Below are 980 nucleotides of genomic sequence, written 5' to 3'. Positions count from 1 at the left end.
AAAGCTTTGCAGGCGCCCGGCGACCCCTTCGACAATATCACTTTGCGCCAGCATGCCGATCTTCGCACTGTCGATACGCACATCGCTCAGCACGGAATCCAGTTGAGCCGCCACAAAATCAGGTTCAATACGATAAACCGACTGAACCCCCTGCGTATTCTGCGCCACCAGCGCAGTGATCACACTGGTGCCATAGGCGCTTAGGGCAGAAAACGTTTTCAGATCGGCCTGGATCCCTGCTCCACCGCTAGGATCGGTGCCTGCGATTGTTAACGCATTTATTCGGGGAACCTGCTCTTTTATAAGGCGCATGTCTGTGCCTCCTGGCGCAATAGCGCAAGCGCATCCAAAAACGCAGGCGTAAAACTGCCCGGCCCGTTGGCCTGCGCGGCGGCACGCTCCCCTGCCCGCGCCATTACGGCACAGGCTGTCGCAACCTGAGATAATCGATCCGCACCGCGCGCACAGAATGCCGCAACGACGGCGGAGAGTGCGCACCCGGTACCCACCACGCGCGTCATCATCGGATGACCGCCCTTTACCGCCCAGACGCGCACACCGTCCGTGACGTAGTCCACCTCTCCCGTCACCGCCACCACCGTTGACCAACGCGCCGCCAGTTCGCGTGCGGCAGGGATGGCCGTGAAGGAAGCGTCCAGGCTATCAACGCCTCGGCCCTGCGAATTGGCACCAGACAGCGCGATAATTTCCGAGGCATTGCCGCGAATCGCCGCCGGTTTGCAAGGCAGCAATTCGCGCACAAAGTCGGTACGAAAGCGCAACCCACCAACCGCGACGGGATCCAGCACCCAGGGCTTGCCCGCCTGGTTAGCGCTATGCACGGCGGCCAGCATCGCATCGGCACGCGTTGATTCTAAGGTCCCCACGTTGATCAGAAGCGCATCGGCCAACGCGGCAAACTGTGCCGCCTCGCCCGGATCCACCACCATCGCAGGAGATGCACCGAGCGCCAGCAAGAC

General features: G+C 61.6%; 2 protein-coding genes. Both read right to left on the bottom strand.

The features are described 5' to 3' along the window. A partial coding sequence (locus tag J5224_RS30200; RefSeq protein WP_264628737.1) for a bifunctional hydroxymethylpyrimidine kinase/phosphomethylpyrimidine kinase occupies positions 1 to 312 on the bottom strand: 312 nt, incomplete at its 3' end. After that, the coding region (thiM, locus tag J5224_RS30195) for a hydroxyethylthiazole kinase (protein ID WP_264628736.1) at positions 300 to 980 on the bottom strand (681 nt) is incomplete at its 5' end. The genes J5224_RS30200 and thiM, both read right to left, overlap by 13 nt.

It is taken from the genome of Candidatus Symbiopectobacterium sp. NZEC135, from assembly GCF_025962695.1.
This window is presented reverse-complemented; position numbering and strand designations above follow the sequence as displayed.